Consider the following 17,609-nt stretch of genomic DNA (forward strand, 5'->3'; position numbering starts at 1 on the left):
GGAGATTCTAGCCGCTAGAGCTGGACAACGTTTTTCTCTGCATCTTGAGGTGAAGGGGACTTACTGCCCGTTAAAGCGGGGTAATAAAGAAACTCTCCCAACTTATGCTAGTGGGAGAGTTTTTTTATAATTGATTTACTTTCTGCATTTCTTGTTTTTGTGTCATCTTCATTTTGAGTATCGGCAAGACAGCAATTACGACAAGTACAGCTGCTACACTAAACACTGTAATAAGGGAAGTCGCTTCCTTCAATATCCCCCCTAAAGAAACACCTATTAACATCGTGCTCATGAATAACGGCAATATAGTTCCGTTTACCCGGCCAATCATATTGTCAGCTACAAGCTGAATCATGAAAGTTCCTATTACGATATTTACACACGCTAAACAAATTCCTGTAACAAAACGCATACATACCGTGATCCAAAATGAAGTAGAAAGTCCTTCTACAACAAATGAAACGGCTAAAATGATAATTCCAAAAACAAGCAAATGTTTCTGCTTTACTTTTGCAGCAACCACTGCTGCTACTGCGCCGCCAATTAACATTCCTATCCCATCAGCTGCAGTTAAATATTGTACAACTTCTTTTTCCATTCCTAATCGCTCCACAACGAGAAAGATTTCAAGTGGTTGCACTAAACCTGCTGCTAAACCAATGATAGAAAAAACAACAGTCAGCATTCGTAAAGGATTAGAACGTAACACATACAACCAACCTTCTTTTATATCATTCCATAATGAAGATTGCATCACCTCTACTTCTTTCATCCATCGCGGCAGAAATGAAAGACAAAGAGCTGATAAAGCAAAAATAATGATTAAGCTATAGAATGATACAAATAACCCAAGCTGTGTATATACGAATGTTCCTACAACCGGACCAAAGATAAGGAACAATGATTGTAAACTTTGAGATATTGCAATGGCTGCACTAACATGTTCCTCTTCGACATGATGTTTAAAAACTCGTGAAGTTGCTGGCTGTGAAAATTGGCTGACGACCGCTGACACAAATGTTGCAGCAAATAACGCTTGCCAATAACCAATCTTTAATAATAAAACAATCATGACGATAGATAGTGCACTTAATATATCCCCTGTAATCATTGTTCGCTTTGGATTCCACCGATCAGCCAATGCACCTCCAACAAATGAAAAGATGAATATAGGGGCATATTCCATAACAGACAATAAAGAAACAGCAACAGGATCATTATTTGTATGTTCCATAACAAAAAACAAAAGCGCCATATTTCGTATCCAAATCGCAAATTGTTGTAAAATATCAGAAGCGATTACAAGCATAAACACTCGATTTTTTAACAAAGCATTCATCCTATCTCCCCCTTAATAAACCGACCGTTCGGTCTAATTTAGTTCGTAAGAAAAGCTGCTGATAATCATTATTCAGCTGCCATTCCCTGTAATAAAACATCAATTGCTTTTTTATAAATCCGTTTCATTTCTTCTGCATTCATTTCATAATATAATGGTCCAAGCCCAGCTAACAGACCGTTCACAACATACATAAGATCATTTACATCGTCTTGGCGAAATTCACCTGATGCCATCCCTTCTTCAACTAGCTTCTTGAAAATGCTATACGATTCACGAGTTAAGGCGATCATTTCATCCATTATATCTTTCCTTACAACTTGACTCGTTAGAAATTCTTCAATTGTGCTAGAAATTGGGTTTTGGACATCTTCCACATAATATTCAGCAAGGCCATATAGCTTTTCCGTACTTGTATAATACTGTTTTTCTTTTTCAGCCCATTTTTCCAGCCAATCGTACGTATGCTGCTTCACTACAAATAAAAACAATTCTTCTTTACTTTTAAAGTGATAGTAAATACTGCCCTTACTCCGCTCAGTAACTTCACAAATGTCTTCCATAGATGTTGCTGCATACCCTGTTTTTGAAAATAGTTCTTCTGCTTTATAAGCAATTTCTCTTTTAATTTCTTCAGCACTCTTTCTCATTATTGCACCTCACTAAACCGACCGTTCAGTCTAACTTTAACAAAAATTGCCTCTTCCTTACAAGAGGCAATTTTCTTATTTGGAATCACTATATAGGATTAACTTTCTACACTTAATTGCTACTTTGCCCCTGGTTGCAAGAACGCTGGTACTGGGCCTTATAGCATAAGATACGATTCTGTTAGGGATATATGCATTTTATTCTCTTTTTTGCACCAGAACCTAAATAACTGTTCTTTTTCCATACTAATCACACACCTTTTGTAAAGTAATAATATCAGTATGTACAGGATTTATAAAAAAGAAGTTCTTTTTTTCTGAAAAATGCATATAAATTCAAGTCGGATAATAAATAACCAAAAAGGATTTTATATTTCTTTCATTTATTCCTTTACATCTGCATGAATCATTTATTATAACAGTTTTCCCGTCTAAAATAAGATGTTTCAACAAAGGAAAGTAGAAGTATCTTTATAATGGTCTTCCAATATAATCGATGTGTTAATCCAAGGAAAACTGTATTATTATTTTCTTTCTACTAACTAATACAGATTCTAACAATGGGCACAATTGCTACATGCCAAGTGTAATTTATTATCTATTCAAGATTCTGTTTATTCAATCTTTCTAAAAATAAAAAAATATTAAAACTCATAAATATGCAAGCTATAATGAGGGCGTCAGGAGATAATCTATTACCTGCAGAGAAAATATCAAACCAGGTTCTGGTGCAAAAATTCTAAGCTTCTAAAATTGGACATACTGATACGCTTCCTTTTGTAATCAGAAAAGGAATTTTATTTAACATAAAACTGGAAGCGTTACCATCCGAATCTTATATTCTGATTTTTGGAACAAATGGAGTTGTAGAAAATAAAAGCCGGAACATATTTTGAATTGGACATTCTAATAACTTAGATTCAACTGCAGTTAAAAACAATACATTATGGGGGCTTAGTTGTTAAATACAAAAGTTGTTTTGATGTGATTGGGCCAATATCCCTAAGCCTTAAAAAAAGACGTAAGAATAAGATACAAGGAGGAATCATTATATGAATGGGAATACTGCAAAAAACATAGAATTTCAAGCTGAAAATACTGCAGTAAAAAATGAGAAATATCCAGACCCTAAAAAGTGGCATAAACAGGATACTACCTGGGCATTGAGTCTTTTTGGAACAGCAATTGGAGCAGGAGTACTCTTTTTACCAATTAATGCAGGTTCAGGTGGTTTATTATCATTACTGCTAATTACCATACTTGCATTTCCTGTTATGTATTACTCACATAGGGCGCTTGCTAAAATGATATACGCTTCCAATTCTGCTGATGAGGGGATTACAGGTACAATAAGAGAGTATTTCGGAAATAAGGCAGGTATAACTTTTAACATTGTATATTTCGTCTCAATTTATACGATCGTACTGATGTACTCGGTTGCACTTACAAATACTGCAAGTAGTTTTATCGTGAATCAATTGCACATGGCGGAGCCTCCAAGGGCCATTTTATCGCTTGTATTAGTACTCGGTCTTATAGCTATACTAAATTTTGGTCAAGATATCACTGTAAAGATAATGAGCATGCTAGTATATCCTTTCATAGCTTCTCTACTTTTTATCGCAATATCTTTAATTCCAAAATGGAATACGTCAATGCTTAGTTTTTCAAGTGTTTCTAATGCTTCAACAGGCACAGGATATTTTGGAACGATATTGATGATACTACCAATCATAGTATTCTCGTTCAATCATTCGCCTATGATTTCATCATTTGTTATGAAACAGAGAGCTACCTATGGAATAGAAGCTACTGATGCCAAATGTGCTCAAATACAAAAAGCTTGTTATATCATGACATTCGCTGTTGTTATGTTCTTTGTTTGGAGCAGCACATTGAGTTTAACTCCAGCTGATCTTATAAAGGCAAAAGAAGAGAACTTATCAATTCTATCATATCTTGCTAATGAGCTTAATTCGCCTGTAATCACTATTGCAGCTCCTCTTATTGCTTTTACGGCTATAACAAAGTCCTTCCTTGGCCATTATATAGGAGCATATGAGGTAATGCGTGACATGATTATCAAGGTCGGTAAAAAACGCGGTAAAAATATGGGAGAAAAAACAGTTAAGACAATGATCCTTACTTTTGTCGTATTAACATGCTGGTATGTTGCTTATGCAAATCCAAGTATTCTTGGAATCATTGATGCCCTAAGTGGTCCGTTAGTTGCTGCTATCTTATGTCTATTACCAATGTATGCGATCCATAAAGTACCAGTACTAGCTAAATACAAAGGGAAAGCGAGCAATGTATTTGTCATTATTATAGGTATACTTACTGTCCTAGCAAGTATTAAGTCATTATTCTAATTCACTATTGTTGGCTCTGGTGCAAAGTTTCCTAGCGGAATTGAATTTTATGTTGTTCAACCAAAGAAATCATGGATAAGATATATCTATTTTTGGACAAACTTCTCACCTTGGGGAGTTTGTCCTTTTTTGATTATATGCATAACTTCTATTCCAGTAATCATTTTTTAGCTGTTTGCAATGATTTTAATCCAAGCATATTGGGGTGCCGCCCCATGTCCATCAAGCTAATATTTTGAAGTATCCCCAAAACAAAAATTTTATATCACTACAACAGTTATTTATGAGAATTTAGTGCATGTTTTGCGTTTTGGGGAACAAGCAATTTCTTAAGTTGATGGGTATGTAAGGTGACCCCTATTTAAGAAAACATCTTGTCAATCCAATTATGAATCGCATACAGTTTCCCTATTTTTAACGCGACCTTAAATAAAATAACGCCTACCCCTACTAAAGCAAATGCAATCATCTTCCCTTTATTTTTTACTTTCGGCTTTTTTTCCATTCTATATTCCCTCTTTATATCTTTTTATCTTTATTAAGTGATGCGGATTTCCTTATTAATCAAACGTTTGTTTAATACATTTCACAAGGCTTTGCCACAACTAATCAAACGTTTGTTTAAATTTCAAAATAAGAAATGCGCCCTTTCAGACGCATTTCCATATTCACTTCAATCGCCACCACAACTTCCACCATCTCCGCCATCTCCACCAAAAGAACTATCGCAATCTCCTGAATTATCACTAGACCCTGCGAAAAATAACGGTGCACTATACGCTGTACTATCCGTTGCATCGGATTTATATTGCTTTCGTACCCGTTTTCTTTCATTAGATGCAATTACTTTTACAATAATCCAAAACAATACAATAAAAAGCACAGTGCCTACTAATATTTCCACTCTAAATCCCCCTTTCACTATTCAATCATTTGTAGAATACGATTTATATTCTCCAAAGAAATGAAACGAGATTCTCGTACTATTTCTTTTCCATCGTAAAATAGTAAAACGGTTGGTGCAGTAAACACTAAATATTGTGCTGAAATTTCCCTCATATCCTCTAATGAAACAACAATTTTTTCCACATTAGGGTAAGTTTCGAGTAATTGCATTATTTTTTCAAGCATAACATCACATACACCACAATCCTCGGTTTTAATAAATAATAAACATAATGGTTGTTGCTCAATATATGCTGCTAATTCTTCTACATTTGAAAATTGTTTCATACGAATCCCTCTTACATAAATTTTTGAAATATCTTTTTACGATATATACCAAATGCTGCTGTTTCTTTTACCTTACGTCTTTCCATAACTTGCTGAAAACGAAGCGATTTTGCTGTTAATTCTTCTTGCAATCGTTCTCGTTCCATACCATCGTGACAGCAAGCAATTAGATCTTCAATTTTTAACATTTCCTTTTGTAACTGCATTTCTTCAGGAATCATACCAGCATTTTTTAAGATTTTATAACTTATACGGAGGTCTTCCGGTATCATTGACAAATCTTCTAATTCAAGAGGTTTTCCTTTCCCTGGAAGATCTTCAAAATCACCTTTTTTCATTGCTTGACGAATGCGTTCTTCAGCAATAATTGAAAAGATATCCATACCATCACATCCTCGGATGTATTCAAGTTCTTTTCTATAGTTTATGTTCAAAAATTAATTCATGCTTAAAGCTTTCTTCCCCATGTAATTATAACTATTGATAAAGCTTGATTTACTCACCTTCGCTCCCTTACCTCTTCGAAGAGGATCATTGAAGTACACATAGTTATCATCGTATCCAGTTACTAACACTGCATGCATATCAAAATCAGCATTTATAACTTTACCAGATAAAGTTTTCCACGTTTTTGGTGCTACTGGATACGAAAAAGATGCTGTAATCCATGTTACAACCGGCTTTCCTTCTTCTAATAAACGCTCAATTCTAGAGAAGTCAGAACCAGTTAAATTAATACCGCTGCTTGTATAACGATCTAGTACAGTCTTTAATGGTGCCGGATCAATAGAATATCCTTTAGAAGCACCTGTTACATCACCAACAAAACCAACTGCAGGATCTCCCCATGTATAGATTTGGCCATTCGGTCCTGTTTGAATCGGTGTTCGATCTACTGGCAATTGCATAGCAAGTGTCATTTTATTCACATTATAGCCGTGATACTGTAACATCATTGCCATAGAGACTACTTCACAGCCATTCTTCAATTCAGGATTTTGGAAGATTTGCGGTGCGTCTAAATATGCATAACCTGTTTTCATAACTCCATCTTCATACAAGTAATACCACTTGCCGCCATCCCATATCCAGCCGGTTGCCATTGCCCCGCTGTTCTGTAAGTAATACCATTTCCCGCCATTCCATAACCAGCCTGTTTGCATAGCGCCATTATTCGCTAAATAAAACCAATTATCTCCGTACTTTAACCAACCAACTGCCATCGCTCCGCTATTATGTAGGTAATACCATGTACTTCCATCTTTTACCCAGCCTGTTACCATTACTCCAATATTCGATAAATAGTACCATGTATTCCCATCCTTCAACCAACCTGTTGCCATCACGCCGTTATTCTGTAAGTAATACCATGCATTCCCATCTTTTATCCAGCCCGTCGCCATTGTTCCGTCGTTCTGTAAGTAGTACCATGCATCTCCATCTTTTATCCAGCCGGTTGCCATTACTCCGTTGTTATTTAAGTAATACCGTGCACTTCCGTCTTTTATCCAGCCGGTTGCCATTGCTCCATTGTTATTTAAGTAATACCATGCACTTCCGTCTTTTACCCAGCCGGTTGTCATTGCCCCATCATTTTTACTTAAGTAATACCACGTATTTTGATCCTTAATCCATCCTACTTGCCGTACTCCTGTTTCTGGATGAAAGTAGTATCGTTTGTTGTCAATATCCTTCCATCCTGTCGCCATTGCTCCATCATTTTCACTTAAGTAATACCACGTATTTTGATCCTTAATCCATCCTACTTGCCGTACTCCTGTTTCTGGATGAAAATAATATCGTTTATTATCAATATCCTTCCATCCTTTTACCATTTCATTATTTGTATAATAATACCAATTGTTATTTTCTTGAACCCACCCATTCTTAATTTGCTCCTGAGAGTTAGAACGCTCTACTTGTTTTTTTGAAATTTCTTCAGTTGTTTCGTTTGTTGCTTGGCTAGATGGAGTCGATGTAGTCTGCTGTTTTAATGATTTATCTTCTTCTGATACACCTTGCTCCTGTTGCACATCATTCTTTTTCTCAACAACTTTTTCATTTTGTGTCTTCTCTACTACTTCCCCAGTAGTATTTTTTTGTTTACTCGTACCGTTTGTTGTTATTGTAGAGCTTTCTTCTTTTTGCTGTACAATAGATGTTTGATCTACTTTCATTTCTTCTGCATGTGCGAAACTATTTATTGGAGATACTAATAGACTAGTAGCTACACATAGAGCTGCAATTTTTCGATTCATTTTTCTAAATTCTCCTCACCCTGAATTTTCATGCAGTATATTAAAGTATTGGCTATTAATATACTAATCAAAACTACTACTTTCCCCTAAATTTAATAGTGGCTAAAAAACAAAAACATCCCTATTAAAATAATGTTTGTCTCTATCATACAACAATTTTTGGAAAAACACTTAAAGCGTTTACAAAAAATTTTTATCCTGCATGAACAGGCAGTGAGCCCCCCACTGATGAAGGTTTCACTTCAGTTTACTAATCTCTTCTCATACATGGCAGCACTATGTAAATGACTTATAACAAAAGAGAGTTTATTAACTTTGAAGATTAATAGCATGAGTCTAGAAACTTACCTCTAATCATAATTCTTAAGATCCTCTTGCATATATCAATGGTATAAAAGATTGCACAGATAACTAAAAAGGTTTCAAAGGAGCACAAAGCTCTTTTGAAACCTTTTATTTTATCTTGTATTACCAAAATTTACTTTATACTTTCACACCATTCTTGCACTTTCCAAACTTTCGTCACCCATTCTTCGTAAAAATCTGGTTCATGAGAAACAAGTAGCACCGTTCCTTCATATTGCATGAGAGCTTCTTTAAGTGCTTCCTTTGCTCGAACATCTAAATGGTTAGTCGGTTCATCTAAAACGAGTATATTACTTTCTGTTAACATCAATTCGCATAAACGTACTTTCGTTTGTTCCCCACCACTTAATGAGCAAAGCTGCTGTCCAATATGTTCTTCTGTTAAACCACACCTTGCTAGAGCTTGCCGAATTTCTTTTTGCGTCATATCAGGCCTTAGTGACCATACTTCTTCAAGCGGTGTTTGTTCTGAAGCAAACTCTTCTTGTGCAAAATAAGCTGGATTTACTCGCTCCCCTATTTTCACAAGACCGCTTAAAGGCTGCAAATGTCCCAATAATGTTTTTAACATGGTTGTTTTCCCAATGCCGTTATAGCCAACAATAGCAATCTTTTCACCGCGCTTTACTTGTAAATCAATTGGTGGGAATAGAGGCTCTGTGTAGCCAATTTGCATATCTTTTGCCTCTAAAATCCGACTCACAGGATCACAGTGAACATGAAACATAAAACGCGGCTGTAACGTAGAAGTCGGTTTTCCGATTTTGTTTATTTTTTCTAATACTTTTTCGCGGCTTTTTGCTTGTTTTGCTTTACGAATTTTATTCTTTTGGATAAAGTTCTTTAACTTTCCAATTTCTCTTTGCTGCCTATCATACGCTTCTTGTAATTGCTGTTTATTTTGTTCATAGCTTGTTATAAATGTTTGATAATTACCTATATAACGTTTTATTCCTTTATGCTCTAAATGATAAATGACATTGGTAATTTCATTTAAAAACCTTTCATCATGCGAAACCACAATGTAAGCATGCTTATAATTTTTCAAATATCCTATAAGCCACTCAATGTGCACGTTATCAAGATAGTTCGTTGGTTCATCAAGCAATAAAACATGCGGCTCTTCTAATAATAATTTTCCTAATAATAGTTTTGTTCGTTGACCGCCGCTTAGTTTTTCTACCTCACGATCCATACCAAGTGCTAAAATCCCTAATCCCGCAGCAACTTCCTCTATTTTTGCATCAATATGATAAAAATCAGAATGCTCTAGCATACTTTGTAACTCTCCGTACTGTACTAACAATTGCTCAAGGTTATCCCCTGCTGTCGCCATTTTATCCGCTACTTGCCGCATATTACGCTCGATATCATACAAGTGGGCAAAAGCTGTTTGTAAATATTTCATAATAGTTGTTCCAGCTTGCAAATCAATATGCTGCTCTAAAAAGCCGATATTTACATGAGGAAACCATTCAATCTTTCCTGCATCAGGAAGTAACTCTCCTGCTAATATACGCAGTAATGTAGATTTCCCTGCTCCGTTGCTTCCTACAAGGCCAACGCGCTCACCTCGAAGTAAGCGAAAACAAATATTTTGAAAGATTATTTTATCCCCGTACATATGGGTAACATTTTCAACTGATAACATACTCATTTTACTCTCTCCTTTTCGCTTCATGTACAAAGCCAAACGGGAGAACAGCGTGATAAAGTGAAACTTCCTTTCGTGAGGTGCTTTTCCTCACAAAAGGTTAGTTGAACCAATCGGGCTTTTACGGGCAGTTATCCCCCCACCTATCTTCTTCGATTCTCTCTCAATCTTGAGGTGGGGGATCTTACTGCCCGCGAATAGCGGGATAAAAACAACATTCAATTAGCTGAACATAAAAATGGGTAAGGCGAACACACCTTACCCATTACAATTTATTATCGTAAAAAAGGAATAAGGTTCTTTATCTACTGTCTTCCGGTTGGCTTTTAATCAAAAATTGGGCATACTTCTCCCTTATCAAGCCAAAACCATTTGAAGAACAGTTGATAAAGTCATCTTATCCTTTCACTCCTTTTGAAATCATTATTTTCTCATAATAATAGTATAAACAAATCTCTTATATCATATTCTTCATTTTTCTTTTTGTTCCTGCACCCAAAAGAAAAAACTCTTAACAAATTAGATTTGTTAAGAGTTTTTTCGTCTATTTTCTCATATAAGGAGCCAATATTTTTAAGATCTCTGTTTTATCTTCTTTTAATTCTACTGACGTTAACATGTCCATTGTTCGAGGTCGCGGCAAATTCACTTTGACTTCTCCAACAATTGTTGATGGTTGCTGCGACATAATGAAAACACGATCTGATAACAAAATGGCTTCATCTAAATCATGCGTAACCATAATGATGGTTTGCTTTCCTTTCTGCCATGATTCTAGCAGCCAGCTATGAACTTCCATTTTTGTAAATGCATCTAATTTCCCAAAGGGCTCATCAAGCAGCATAATTGGTTTATCACATAAATACGTACGTAAAAAGCTAACCCGCTGCCGCATACCACCTGATAAAGCATCTGGATAATGATTTGCATATTCATCAAGTCCAAATTGCTCTAGTGCCTCCATCCCAGCTTCTAATCGTTTTCTTTTTGACTGCCCTTCAATTTCTAAAGGTAACACAATATTATGAAGAGCAGAACGCCACGGAAGCAGAAGATCTTGCTGCGGCATATAGCTAACAATATCTCGATTCATAACAGATTGATTTTCGTAAAATACATCTCCCTCATTCGCTCGCTCAATTCCAGCAATAATGTTTAATAATGTACTTTTTCCGCAACCACTTGGCCCAACAAAGGACACAAATTCTCCATCCTGAATTGAGACATTCATATGTTCTAGCACTGTTTTCCCATCAAATGTTTTCGTAACGTCTTTTACTTGTAATCCGCTCATTTTTCGCTTGGAAGGAATTCGTTTGTAAAGGCCGCTTTTACATCAATTTTCTTTTTAATGACTTTATTGTCATATAAGAAATTCATATAATTGCTCCACACTTCTTCCTTCTGTACTCCCCACGCTTTCGCATCATCTTGATATTTCGTACTTAACCATTTTTGACTTTCTTGTACTAACTCTTTATTAATATCAGGTATATTTTTAATTAAAATATCCGCTGCTTCTTTCGGTTCCTTAATTGCAAAATTATAACCATCTGTTGTTGCTTTCATAAATTTCTTCACAAAGTCTTTATCTTGTTTTGCATGTTTTTCACTTGTAATAATAACAGGGCTATAATAATCTAATGCTGGATCTAAATCTTTTAACATAATTGTATTTAGTTCAATGCCTTTTCTCTTTGCCTCAATACCATCCCAGCCATAATAGATCCACTCAAAATCAGCATCGCGGCCGATAGATTTAAAGAAATCAGTTTGTCCAAGTACAACATTCTGTACTTTACTATAGTCCGCTTGATTCTTCGCCATAATTGTTTTTAATGTTGCTTCTTCTGCTGGTCCACCCCAGCCGCCATATCTTTTTCCTTCAAACGCCTTTGGTGATGTTATATTATCTTTTTTTAGAGATGCAAACGCAGATGTATTATGTTGAATAATTGCACCAATTGATACAACTGGAACGTCTTCTCCACGTGCTATTGTTACGTTTTCTTGGTAGCTTACACCAAAATCAGCTTTTCCGGATGCAACCATTTGTTCAACAGAAGTATTATCACCAGGCTGAATAATTTCTACATCTAATCCTTGTTTTTTATAATAATCTTTCGTCTTTGCTACATATAAACCAGTATGATTTGTATTTGGAAACCAGTCCAATACCACTGTTACTTTTTTCTCTTTACTCTCCGCTTTCTTTTCTGCTGAGCAACCTGCAAATGAAAATAGTAACGAAGCTGCTAATAGCATTTTTAACCCTTTTTTCATTTTCCCTCATCCTTCCTGTAAATCCATGGTGCTGTTAGTCTTGCCACCAATTCAACAATAAAATACAACAATAACGTTACACCGACAATAACAGCGGCTATCCCAAATACACGTGCTGTTAAAAAGGATTTTGTTGCCCTTGTCAGCATAACACCTAGCCCTTCACTTGCACCAAGCCATTCTCCAATAATAGCTCCCATTACGCTATATGTAACGGCAATTTTTAATCCTGAAAAAAAGTATGGCAATACTGCCGGAAATTTCACCTTTTGATATACTTGCCACTTGCTTGCTCGCATCGTTTGAAGCAATTTCAGCATTGCTTTATCTACCGTTTGAAAACCTTCTAAAATACTAAGTGCAATCGGAAAGAAGCATACGAGAATAACAACCATTACTTTTGGCAGCATTCCGTAGCCAAACCAAATAATAAATAAAGGCGCTAGCACGACAATCGGAATCGTTTGTGAAATCACTAATAATGGATTAATTAAAACACGGAATAATGGGATGACGTCCATAATAATTGCAATACTCGTTCCAAGTACAATCGCAAAAAATAATCCGATTAAAACTTCTTGCAGCGTCTGCATTGTATTCGGAAGTAGTAAATCTTTCATTTCTATAAGTTCACGTACAATCGCAGAAGGCTTCGGTAAAATCCACGATTCAATATGGAATACCGAAACAGCTCCTTCCCATATTGCAATGAGAAGGAAAAGCCAAATTGTTGTAATTGCTATGTTAGATCGTTTCTGTTTTTTCATGATCTTCACGATACTTCCACACTTTTTCGTCAATCGTTACGCCTGTGCTTGGACGATAGTGGATTTTAATAGAAGTAATCACTTCTTCTGCCCCATCATCTATGCAAGCTTGTTGCGCACGTTTAATAATGTCCAGAAGTTCATCTAACTCTCCTTCCATTGTCGTTTCCATCGCGCCAACTTCATAGCGCACACCCGATTGCTGAACAACCTCAATTGCTTTATCTACAACTGAATATACATCTTTATGCTTCGCTTGTGGTACAACTGAAAATGAAACTGTAACTTGCTGTGACATACTAAATTCCTCCTTATATAAGCGTTTTACGAAAAAAGAAAAGGCTTTCCTGTCATGAAGCCAGGAAAGCCTTATATTCAAGTTACCATAGAATAACATATGCTACGATTCTTGATACAACTCCCTACGCTGGCATTATCCAGATCAGGTTAAGGGTCGATGCTTTATTACATCCTCTCAGCCACATAGGCTCCCCTGTTCCAATTCGTTTTCATTGTAGCACGTATTATTTTTGTGAACAAATAAAATTAAATTTTTCCATCTAATGATACTGTCCTCAAGTTCATCTTCATATATTCTATTGTACTCACAAATTAATACGGAAAGGTGGAATTTGTATGGGCATTCGCTTTATAAAGATTTCTTCTATTTATTTTATCATCGGCGTCTGCATGGGGATGTATATGTCAATGTCTCTGAATTTTGCATTAAAAAGTGTACATGTTCACTTGCTGCTTCTTGGCTGGGCTTCAATGATGGTAGCTGGCATTTTATATCATATCTTTCAAGAGGCTGGTCAGTCTAAACTAGGGAAATTTCACTTTTGGCTGCTTAATATTGGGCTGCCAGTTATGATGATCGCACTGGCTCTTGAGATTTATGGACATCATGCTGCTATTCCGTTTGTTGCCGGCGGTAGCATTCTTGTTGTTCTTGCTATTATTATATTTTCTATTAATATCTTTACACATATCAAAGAAAATTCATAATGAAATTCTTTGCAAAGTAAAACTTCCATCAGTGTTGGCCTTAGTGCACCGAAATATCGAGATAACATATATAAAAAAGCAGAAGCGGTTAGCACTTCTGCTTTTTTATGATATTTTAGCTTTTAAATTCTCCAATAAGCTCTCGCAATTCATAGGCAAGCACATTTAAACAACTTGCTAATTCTGCTACTTCTTGAACAGACATTTCCTGCTCTTTCATACCTTCTTCTACATGGTTTGTACTCTCGACATATGTCTTTGCAATATTTGAAAGATCATTTACTAAATGAACAATATCTTTACTGTTTTGCGAAATCAAGCTTGATGTTCCTGATACTTCTTTTACTTGTTTTGTCACAGACTGTGCTGACTGTAAAATTTCTGCAAAAAACACACCGCTATTTTGCACAAGAGAAATACCAGATTCCACTTCCTGTGATCCTTTTTGCATCGAAACAACGGCTTGTTCAGTTTCTGTTTGTGTTTCACTAATAAGTTTAGAAATATCTTTAGCAGATGTTTCCGTTTGTTCTGCTAATTTCCGCACTTCTTCCGCTACAACTGCAAAACCTTTTCCAGACTCTCCAGCACGCGCTGCCTCAATAGAAGCATTTAAAGCAAGTAAATTTGTTTGATTTGAAATCCCTGTAATCACTGTAACAATATCACTAATTTGCTTTGAACGATTTTCCAGCGAATAAATAATAAAAGATAAATCTTGGACCGCTTTCTGTATTAAATTCATCTGCTGAATAATTTGTTCAATCGCCTTGTTACCTTTAGCAGAATGATTCTCCATTCCTTCAGCAGCCTCCGCTACGTGCCCTGCAACTTCTGTAATTCCTTGCATCTTATTACCCATCTCATTGACAATTTCTAGACATTGCTGTACAGAAGTTTGCTGAGAATGTGCGCCCTCGTTTAGCCCTCCAATAGAGCTTGCAATTTCTTGTACAGCCCTACTATTCTCTTCTGTACTTGCTGAAAGCTCTTGCGAAGAAGCTGAAACTTGTTCTGAGGTTTCTTTTACTTTCTCAATAATTTTTCTGAACTTTTCAATCGTATTATTAAAATACGTATTAATAACCCCTATATCATCTGAACGTTCTCTCAGTTGTATACTTAAATCGCCATCTCCTACTTTTCGCAACCCTTCACGTAACTCTTTTAACGGTGCTAAAGAACTACGAACGATAAAGAATTGAACTAAAGTCGCAATAATGAGAAAAATCGAGATAAAAATCAAGCTTTGAATGATAAATTTTTGTTTCGTACTTGCAATAATAGAAGCATCTACATCTACCCCAACAATTGCAACAATTTTTTGACCCTCACCTATAATTGGCTCTAATATTGTGACCCAGGTCCCAACATCATCTTCATATACTGCGGATACCTGTGGTTTTTTGGTCGACATTACTTTTTCATAAGTTTCCATCCAATATGAAGGCTGCTTAGCATAATCTCCTGCCTGTAGTTTTGTGGCCTTCGATAACTCCGTGGTCATTCCTACTACTTGTACTTCTCCCTTGTTATTTGTTTTTACACCAGTAACATACAGATGACCTATGGTTTTTAATTCTTTTGATACATCACCTAACTGCTGAGTTAACGTTTCTTTTTTCACTCTTTGCGTCGTTGGGTCTTTTGCAAGATCCTCAATCAATCCCGTGTCTAGTTTGTGGACTACCATATCCCCCGTATCTACAGAGTGCTTTTCATATATAGACAACATACTATTCTGGAAAATATTAAAGTTTAACACGCTCATACTGCCAATAAGCATTAAAATAACAAGGATTGTTAACAATACGTTTTTTTGTAAAAACGATAACTTAGACAAATATTTTTTTATAATCATTTTACCCTCCAAAAACAAATTAACATAATATAAAAATATTTAGAATATTAAAACCAAAAAAATAGTTAAAAAAAGAGACCAATGTATGAAAAAGCATTGGTCTAAACCAACCCTATCAGTCCGGTAACTGGCTAGCTTAGTCTATTTCGACCTTAGCCCCTATAGTTTTGCGCCCTTATGTTTCCATAAGTTTGCCTTTCTCGATGAACGAGTTGAACGATATGGGAGTTTTATGAGAATTACACAATTCTCTGTCTCAGATTACAACATTTAAATCAGTTTGTCCATTTATTTGCACATATAAATATTAATTCCACAATAATTCTTTTGTAAAATAATTGTAACAAAAATGAGCAAATCATGTTTTGGATATGCTATATAATAAAAATGGCTATTTTCAGAGATTTATTTTATTATTCATTATTTAATTTTCGAAGCATCAAACAAATTAAGTTATTCGATAATAACAATTGATTATTATCTCGGAGGTACTACACTATGTTCTGGCTACAGTTCATCATTTTGTTACTTTGTATTTTCATCGGTGCGCGCCTTGGAGGTGTTGGCCTTGGCGTAATGGGAGGCGTTGGGATGACAATCTTTGTCTTCTTCTTCCACTTACAACCAACTTCCCCGCCAATCGATGTTATGCTTATGATTTTAGCAGTTATTACAGCCGCTGGAGCACTACAAGCTGCTGGGGGGATGGACTATCTTGTTCACCTTGCAGAAAAAGCACTCCGCAAAAACCCAAAACGTATTACGTTCTTTGCCCCAATCGTCACTTATTTATTTACGTTTTGCGCAGGGACAGGCCACGTTGCCTATTCGGTTCTTCCTGTCATTGCTGAAGTATCGCGCGAATCAGGAATTCGACCAGAGCGTCCACTGTCAATCGCTGTTATTGCATCGCAGCAAGCGATTACGGCAAGTCCAATTTCAGCAGCAACCGTTGCACTTCTCGCTATGCTTGCTAACTATCAGATTACACTATTAGATATTTTAAAAATTAGTATTCCATCTACCTTTATCGCTTGTATGGTAGCTGCTTTCGTTGCAAGCAAAATGGGAAAAGAGCTAAACGAAGATGAAGAATACTTAAAACGATTACAAGAAGGCATGATTCCAAAACTAGAAGAAAAGAAAGAGTTTATTGTTCCAAAAGGTGCAAAACTGTCTGTTATCCTCTTTTTGCTTGCAACAGTTCTAGTTGTTCTTCTTGGATCTTTTGAAGCGTTACGTCCTAGCTGGATGATAGACGGAAAACTTGTACGTCTTTCTATGCCAAGCACCATTGAAATGGTTATGCTAACAATCGCTGCACTAATTATTATTTTTTGTAAACCAAATGTAGAAAGCATCGTGTCCGGTAACGTTTTTAAAGCAGGAGCAACAGCAGTTGTTGCGATTTTCGGCATCGCATGGATGGGGGATACGTTCTTTAACGGCAACTTACAAATGATTCAAGGTTCTATTCAAGGTCTCGTAACGAGTGCACCGTGGTTATTCGCAATTGCACTATTCGTACTATCAATCTTGTTATATAGCCAAGCTGCAACGGTACGTGCGTTAATACCACTTGGATTAACACTTGGCATTTCCCCAGCACTATTGATTGCAATGTTCCCAGCTGTAAACGGATATTTCTTTATTCCAAACTACGGAACAATCGTTGCGGCAATTAACTTTGACCGTACAGGCACAACTCGTATCGGTAAATATGTATTAAATCATAGCTTTATGATTCCAGGTCTTGTTGCAACAATAACATCAATTGGAATCGGAATGCTCCTCATTTCACTGATGTTTTAATTAAGA

The 17,609-nt window shown here is 36.0% G+C and carries 16 protein-coding genes and 2 riboswitches; of the genes, 3 read left to right on the forward strand and 13 right to left on the reverse strand.

Translation table 11 applies throughout. The annotated features are described in order from the left end of the window. Positions 1-124: 124 nt before the first annotated feature. Positions 125-1,339 (reverse strand): MFS transporter, encoded by a 1,215-nt coding sequence (locus WAX78_RS20315; protein ID WP_336483823.1) that lies wholly within the window; start codon positions 1,337-1,339, stop codon positions 125-127. A gap of 68 nt (positions 1,340-1,407) precedes the next feature. After that, positions 1,408-1,989: a TetR family transcriptional regulator C-terminal domain-containing protein gene (locus tag WAX78_RS20320; protein ID WP_336483824.1), complete on the reverse strand. Its 582-nt coding sequence runs from the start codon at positions 1,987-1,989 to the stop codon at positions 1,408-1,410. Between the two features lie 1,052 nt (positions 1,990-3,041). Here WAX78_RS20320 and WAX78_RS20325 point away from each other — a divergent pair. Then, a complete protein-coding gene (locus WAX78_RS20325) occupies positions 3,042-4,361 on the forward strand; it encodes an amino acid permease (protein ID WP_336483825.1) in 1,320 nt (439 codons plus the stop codon). 361 nt (positions 4,362-4,722) lie between these two features. Here WAX78_RS20325 and WAX78_RS20330 read toward each other — a convergent pair whose 3' ends face one another. The 10 genes from WAX78_RS20330 to WAX78_RS20375 all read right to left on the reverse strand — a co-directional run bounded on the left by WAX78_RS20330 (position 4,723) and on the right by WAX78_RS20375 (position 13,220). Then, positions 4,723-4,866 carry a histidine kinase gene (locus WAX78_RS20330; RefSeq protein ID WP_098309110.1) on the reverse strand — a complete coding sequence of 48 codons (144 nt, stop codon included), beginning with the start codon at positions 4,864-4,866 and terminating at the stop codon, positions 4,723-4,725. A 168-nt stretch (positions 4,867-5,034) separates the two neighbouring features. Beyond that, positions 5,035-5,265 carry a hypothetical protein gene (locus tag WAX78_RS20335; protein WP_336483827.1) on the reverse strand — a complete coding sequence of 77 codons (231 nt, stop codon included), beginning with the start codon at positions 5,263-5,265 and terminating at the stop codon, positions 5,035-5,037. A gap of 17 nt (positions 5,266-5,282) precedes the next feature. After that, positions 5,283-5,594 (reverse strand): thioredoxin family protein, encoded by a 312-nt coding sequence (locus tag WAX78_RS20340; protein WP_336483828.1) that lies wholly within the window; start codon positions 5,592-5,594, stop codon positions 5,283-5,285. Positions 5,595-5,605: 11 nt separating this feature from the next. After that, positions 5,606-5,977: a DnaJ family domain-containing protein gene (locus WAX78_RS20345; RefSeq protein WP_336483829.1), complete on the reverse strand. Its 372-nt coding sequence runs from the start codon at positions 5,975-5,977 to the stop codon at positions 5,606-5,608. 54 nt (positions 5,978-6,031) lie between these two features. Next, positions 6,032-7,852 carry a C39 family peptidase gene (locus WAX78_RS20350; protein WP_336483830.1) on the reverse strand — a complete coding sequence of 607 codons (1,821 nt, stop codon included), beginning with the start codon at positions 7,850-7,852 and terminating at the stop codon, positions 6,032-6,034. A gap of 478 nt (positions 7,853-8,330) precedes the next feature. Next, positions 8,331-9,875, reverse strand: coding sequence for an ABC-F family ATP-binding cassette domain-containing protein (locus WAX78_RS20355; RefSeq protein ID WP_336483831.1), 1,545 nt, complete (start codon positions 9,873-9,875; stop codon positions 8,331-8,333). Between the two features lie 541 nt (positions 9,876-10,416). Next, on the reverse strand, positions 10,417-11,166 hold the full coding sequence (locus WAX78_RS20360) for an ABC transporter ATP-binding protein (RefSeq protein ID WP_336483832.1): 750 nt from the start codon (positions 11,164-11,166) through the stop codon (positions 10,417-10,419). Continuing rightward, positions 11,163-12,155, reverse strand: coding sequence for an ABC transporter substrate-binding protein (locus WAX78_RS20365; protein WP_336483833.1), 993 nt, complete (start codon positions 12,153-12,155; stop codon positions 11,163-11,165). Before WAX78_RS20365 ends, WAX78_RS20360 begins: the two co-directional genes overlap by 4 nt. After that, a complete protein-coding gene (locus WAX78_RS20370; protein ID WP_336483834.1) occupies positions 12,152-12,922 on the reverse strand; it encodes an ABC transporter permease in 771 nt (256 codons plus the stop codon). Before WAX78_RS20370 ends, WAX78_RS20365 begins: the two co-directional genes overlap by 4 nt. After that, complete coding sequence (locus WAX78_RS20375) at positions 12,900-13,220, reverse strand: MTH1187 family thiamine-binding protein (RefSeq protein WP_336483835.1); 321 nt, start codon at positions 13,218-13,220, stop codon at positions 12,900-12,902. The genes WAX78_RS20370 and WAX78_RS20375 overlap by 23 nt, the downstream gene beginning before the upstream one ends. A 104-nt stretch (positions 13,221-13,324) precedes the next feature. After that, a riboswitch (TPP riboswitch) is annotated at positions 13,325-13,427 on the reverse strand. Between the two features lie 131 nt (positions 13,428-13,558). On the opposite strand from WAX78_RS20375, the gene WAX78_RS20380 reads away from it, so the two are divergent. Beyond that, positions 13,559-13,930, forward strand: a complete 372-nt coding sequence (locus WAX78_RS20380; protein WP_336483836.1) for a cytochrome-c oxidase — start codon at positions 13,559-13,561, stop codon at positions 13,928-13,930. A 115-nt stretch (positions 13,931-14,045) separates the two neighbouring features. Here WAX78_RS20380 and WAX78_RS20385 read toward each other — a convergent pair whose 3' ends face one another. Continuing rightward, on the reverse strand, positions 14,046-15,785 hold the full coding sequence (locus WAX78_RS20385) for a methyl-accepting chemotaxis protein (protein ID WP_336483939.1): 1,740 nt from the start codon (positions 15,783-15,785) through the stop codon (positions 14,046-14,048). A gap of 125 nt (positions 15,786-15,910) precedes the next feature. Then, a riboswitch (cyclic di-GMP riboswitch) is annotated at positions 15,911-15,997 on the reverse strand. A 292-nt stretch (positions 15,998-16,289) separates the two neighbouring features. Here WAX78_RS20385 and WAX78_RS20390 point away from each other — a divergent pair. After that, positions 16,290-17,603 (forward strand): anaerobic C4-dicarboxylate transporter, encoded by a 1,314-nt coding sequence (locus tag WAX78_RS20390; RefSeq protein ID WP_336483837.1) that lies wholly within the window; start codon positions 16,290-16,292, stop codon positions 17,601-17,603. Positions 17,604-17,609 lie beyond the last annotated feature (6 nt).

This window comes from Bacillus yunxiaonensis (assembly GCF_037104695.1).
GTDB lineage: Bacteria > Bacillota > Bacilli > Bacillales > Bacillaceae_G > Bacillus_A > Bacillus_A yunxiaonensis.